Genomic DNA, 4,967 nt, shown 5'->3' with positions numbered 1-4,967 from the left:
CCCGTATAAGGAGGCAAAAATCAATGGCTAATGCCAACATGGGCGGAGGCGGCTCCGGCACGATTGATATCAACCCGGATGAAATGGCGTCTATTTATAATTATTTGCATAAAATTTTGTCAGAACTTGAAAATACCGCTGCTGCCAATATAAAAAAGCTCAGTGGTCTTGATTACTATACAGCTGGAAAAGCGAAAGATGCAATGAAAGTTTATGATGAAGCGAATGAAAAGATTATGGAATTATACGACCACTACAGCCGGGCATCCGCGCTTATTGTTGACGTTTTAAACACCATGATCGAACTGGACGAAAATATCGCGAAACAAATCATTGCAAAACTGGAGGTGTAAGCGGGTGGATGTCAAATATACGCCTTCAGAATGGGAAAATACCAAAAAAGGAATTGGCCATTTAATTGGGCTCGGTGCATGGGGAAAAGGCATGATCGACAGCCTGAAAGACATCAGCGAAAACCTCGAGGACGCCCAGTCTGACATCGCCAAATATGATGTCGACGGCGCCATTTCATTTTCGCATACCGGGCATAAAGGAGTATACCAGGGGATTTACGAGGATTTTAGAGTGCTCTACGATTTTGCGGGAAAAGTCGGCGATATTGTCGACCGCACGATTGACGAACCTTTCTACAAGGATATCGATGCATTTGCCACGGCAATGCGCGACTTATCGATCACTGATGTCAAAACCAAAAACAGGATCGGCGCCAAGGAAACAGTTGTCATCCCAGGCGGCTACAGTTCGAACACCATGGAAGTCCCAAAAGCAGAAGTTAGCTTGGAAGACCTTTTCAGCGGCAGCAATGCTTACGCAAAACAGATGAAAGAGGAATACGACAACTGGAAACTGCAGAACCCTGACGAGAAAATTTCCGAAAAAGATTATGAACAGGCTGTCCTGCATTCGCGTGCTTTTCAGTATGACTCGATCCATGACGGGCAGGAGAAAAAAGAATTCTGGGGCCAAATTGCAGCCCTAACTGTGATCGTCGGCGCCTCCATCATCTGCCCGCCTGCCGGAATGGCTTTGGGCATTGCATATGGTACATTAGAATTAGAATCAGCCGTCTCCGGAAAGGACTGGATCTCCGGCCGCGAACTTGGCACCGGGGAAAGAGTCTTCCGCGGGGTACTGGCACCGCTCGACATTGTGCCTGGTGTAAGCGGACTAGCGAAATTCAGCAGTACTGTTCGCATGGCACATTTAGGGGATGTGACAGAACTTGGTTTAAAAACGGGCATCAAAGCAGGCATTCAGCGCGAATCCCGGCATGTGGCCAACATGGTGATCGATGCCGGAAAAGATTCAGCCGCCCGGATCCGGAGTGCGAAAGCGTGGGCGAAGGAAGTGCCGGCCTATCTTAAAAAGGGCGCAGAAAACGGTGCAATCGGTGCAGCTAGGCTGGCGGACAATGCAGCAACCTTTATGAAAAACGGCCTGCCAACCCGTCAAATGGGATTGGCGTCTGAAGGCGGAGGCAGGGTTGATATTCCTGCAGAAAATGCACATGCGGCGGAGAATAAAATCAGGTCATTGTTGAGTAAGATGGATAAGATAAATGTTGGAGAAAGATCAAACCATTCTTTTGCAGAAAATATGAGTGAAGAAGATGCACAGAGATATCAGCAGTATTGGGATTATGTAAATGAAAAAATTAATACGAATAACAGGGTTGTTTTAAGTCGCAGTAATGGATTTGCAAAACAAATAGTTGAACAACTAAAAAAATATAAAATTTCAATTGAAGAGTTTCATAAAATGAAGATAAAACCAATATATGAGATGACAGATTCAGAAATAAACATTATGAAGTCAATAAGGGATTCTGTACCAAAAATTACTCAAGAAACACTTTTGCAAAAAACATTTCCTACAGGTGATATTGAGAAGTACCTTAGTGGAAAATATAAAGAAATTGGTGGTTATTTTGCAAAAGAAGAAGATGTAAGTCATATTAAAGATTATGCACATGTTGTAGAATCATCCAGACTAGATTACAGTTATGTAAATAATGATAGTGTAGTAAGGCCCTTTCCAGAAAATAGAAATTCATATGGAAAAATCTTATTTAGGACTGAGCATATAGAGAGTATAGAAATTCCTTATGGAAAAAGAATGGGAGGGACAGTCTTTGACGACCCTCCGTGTACACAAAACGGTTTTACAGCGTCAAGAAACGGAGAAATAGTCCCTGAATGGAAATTCAATGGTTATTTTGCACCAAAAGATGGAGCCGAATTATTTGAGGTAATTGATGGAAAAAAAATTCTACGTGCTGTATATGATGAAGACTTTGGCAGGTTCATTCAAATTAAATAAAATAAAGGGGAGCTACTTTTGAAAAAAGGAAGATACGCCAAGTATAAGGGTAAGGAATATAAGGCAAGGTTATTGGGAAGTAAAATTAGGCTAATTAGTAAAAATGCAAAAGATCTGGATGAGGGTTTTCAAAATAAAAAGTACCCAGATAGTTACACTAACATCGCTGGTCTACCAAAATTATATATAAAAGAAGTTGATAAGGTAGAGGTAGAAGATATTTATGATATAGAACTTAATGGAGAAATAGATGGATTAACAGTACAACTTTTAGACGAAAATCATACTGAATATTTAGTTGCTACATCAGATGTTGCAATAGGAATTGAACTAGAATTAGATAGAAAAGATCGAGACTTATTTTTAGATTGGGTACCGAAAAGTAGAGTTAAAACTATAATAAAAAAGAAGCCGGTAATACTCTGATTTAGAAGATATGGAAGCTGATCATTCTTTATTATATTTATATTTTTCCAGCAGTCATAACGGTATAAACGAGTACGTTATTCCTGATTATGAATTTCAAATTAATTAAGCATCCAGTTCCTATAAACATAGAAGTGCCGCTTTACATGGAGAGGTGGGCATAACAGCCTCATTGGACGGAGCCAGTTCCTAATAAAAGCAGTATCCCATCCAAGAAAATAAAGCTGACGTTGTTGGGAAAATATTCTGTAAGAGAAAAAGTATACAGAAAAAGAATCTAGACTGCAAAACAAGCTGCTGAATAGTTTCTAGAAAGGTAATGTCAGTATTCATTTGATTACGAGATAAAATTCACTCAAACTTCTATCATCTTTCTGTTCGCGGTGCTGAACCGAAACGAGAGAATATCCGCTAACGACATTAAAGGGCATAATGTATAAAGAAACAGTGTACGCTTTCCGACGCATTGATTCGGTCAATCGTTTGATGAAGGTGATGACATGGCGCAGAGCAGAAACAGGAGCTACTATCAATTGAGTTTGCTATTATTAAGCAGAGCGCGAAAAGTGTATCTGAGAAACCAAGCGGATCTTGATGCTTCAAATAATTATAGTACGCAAATCTGATTGAGAGGAGCGTACTGATAAGATAGCGTGAAGTTCATCAAAAGTTTATTTTTTGGAGAAACGATTTTACAGCACGAGTGGACGCGTAATAGAAGAAAACATCCGAGAAAAAGACAAGTAGAATAGCTTTTATGAGTAGGGAAGCAAATAATTATATATTTGGAAGGGAGAAATGAGGTGTGAATAGGAAGAAAAATGTTACTGCTTTTACACTCACATTGATCGGAGGTCTTTTGATTGTTTTACATCTTTTCTTAGAATACGGCTCTACTATTTATAACATTCAATCTGTACAAATCGTTCCATATATTATTCTTGTTGTTGTCCCCATGCTTGTTGCAATTTTGGGTATTATCATGAGCTTCCTGGTTTACAAAAAGGCTAGCAATGCGAAAGGAATAATATTGATTATTATATGCGGGCTCGCTCTTCTGAAAAACGAACTAATTCCGGGAATTCTTTTTATGATCGCAGGAATTCAAATTTTATTGGCAAAAAATCATAAAGTAAATGGAATAGAGAAGAACACACCAGCCGAGTAGATGGATGAAATCTGAAGAATATTGAATAGGAAAGAACTCAAATTAAAAAATTTGAGACAAATAAATTAAGGAGTGGTTGTAAATGGCTGAAGAAAAGGTTCCAAAATGCCCGGTATGCGGAGGAATTGATTTAGTGAAAAAGAAGAGGGGCTGGACAATTACAACAGGCGTATTTGGCATGAATAAAATGCAGTATCACTGCCAATCCTGCGGCAAGAAATTCATGGAAAACAAGGCGGTCTATGAATGATAGAAAAACGATACTCTTTTAAAGAAAAGCCTGTTTTTCCATTATTTCTATTGTCTCTTTTAACGTTCGGAATTTACTATTTGTACTGGGTATATGTGACAGCAAAGCAATGGAAAACCGTAAAGAATGATAACCGAAGCCCTGCAAGGGATATTATTCTCGGGATCATTACCCTTAGGATTTATTTCATTTTTTGGCACTATAAAATGGCCAGGGAATTGTATGATTTTGCACAGCTAAGGGGTTACCGCGGAATTCCCGACCAGTCCGTCCTATGCGCCGTTATCTCCATATTACCGATCGGAGATTATATATCAATGGGCCTGATTCAAACAAATTTGAACACCTTGCAAATGCTTGAAAAAAGAGCAGAATCCTCTGAGAATGCAAATTAATTACTTTATATTACCGAGAAAGAAATAAAATTTCTTGTCTTTTTTGTTTAAAGACGCTTTCCTTGCCAATATGGAGGTTATTCACAAGCCAAGAAACTAAGAATTGAAGAAAGACGGGAAGTTGAAAATTTTGAGCCTGACCAATCGTTTATGAACCTTGAAATCTTTCACTTGAATGAGAAACCGATGGAAGCCGGCAACCCGAAATTTTACGGGCAATGGCTGATATTTTTAAAAGGTGAAAAACTGATGATAGTGGATGTTCCCCGGAAAAAATATTACCGCGCAAGCCAGTACTGGTTTTTAAAATTGCTCTTTGACGAGTTGGAATTCCCGTATAAGGAGGCAAAAATCAATGGCTAATGCCAACATGGGCGGAGGCGGCTCC

At 39.3% G+C, this 4,967-nt stretch carries 7 protein-coding genes; all 7 read left to right on the top strand.

Going from position 1 to position 4,967, the window contains the following annotated elements; genetic code table 11:
- On the top strand, positions 1–353 hold a 353-nt coding region (locus C232_RS0118010), incomplete at its 5' end, for a hypothetical protein (protein ID WP_211211513.1).
- Between the two features lie 4 nt (positions 354–357).
- Positions 358–2,340, top strand: coding sequence for a hypothetical protein (locus tag C232_RS19135; RefSeq protein ID WP_018665499.1), 1,983 nt, complete (start codon positions 358–360; stop codon positions 2,338–2,340).
- Between the two features lie 18 nt (positions 2,341–2,358).
- Positions 2,359–2,766: a hypothetical protein gene (locus C232_RS0118000; protein ID WP_018665498.1), complete on the top strand. Its 408-nt coding sequence runs from the start codon at positions 2,359–2,361 to the stop codon at positions 2,764–2,766.
- A gap of 805 nt (positions 2,767–3,571) precedes the next feature.
- A complete protein-coding gene (locus tag C232_RS0117995; protein WP_018665497.1) occupies positions 3,572–3,934 on the top strand; it encodes a hypothetical protein in 363 nt (120 codons plus the stop codon).
- An 82-nt stretch (positions 3,935–4,016) separates the two neighbouring features.
- The gene (locus C232_RS19945; RefSeq protein WP_018665496.1) at positions 4,017–4,184 is read left to right on the top strand and encodes a hypothetical protein; all 168 of its coding nucleotides are present in this window, start codon (positions 4,017–4,019) and stop codon (positions 4,182–4,184) included.
- A complete protein-coding gene (locus C232_RS0117985) occupies positions 4,181–4,579 on the top strand; it encodes a DUF4234 domain-containing protein (protein ID WP_018665495.1) in 399 nt (132 codons plus the stop codon). Before C232_RS19945 ends, C232_RS0117985 begins: the two co-directional genes overlap by 4 nt.
- Positions 4,580–4,681: 102 nt before the next feature.
- Positions 4,682–4,942: a DUF5081 family protein gene (locus tag C232_RS19015; protein ID WP_155891609.1), complete on the top strand. Its 261-nt coding sequence runs from the start codon at positions 4,682–4,684 to the stop codon at positions 4,940–4,942.
- Positions 4,943–4,967: the final 25 nt, after the last annotated feature.

Origin of the sequence: Heyndrickxia acidiproducens DSM 23148, assembly GCF_000374345.1 — a bacterium.
Lineage (GTDB): Bacteria > Bacillota > Bacilli > Bacillales > Bacillaceae_C > Weizmannia > Weizmannia acidiproducens.
This window is presented reverse-complemented; position numbering and strand designations above follow the sequence as displayed.

What these genes read in the sequence shown, in the direction of transcription:
- C232_RS0117985 (WP_018665495.1), top strand. Translation starts at nt 4,181, where the DNA reads ATGATAGAAAAACGATACTCTTTTAAAGAAAAGCCTGTTTTTCCATTA.
- C232_RS19945 (WP_018665496.1), top strand. Translation starts at nt 4,017, where the DNA reads ATGGCTGAAGAAAAGGTTCCAAAATGCCCGGTATGCGGAGGAATTGAT.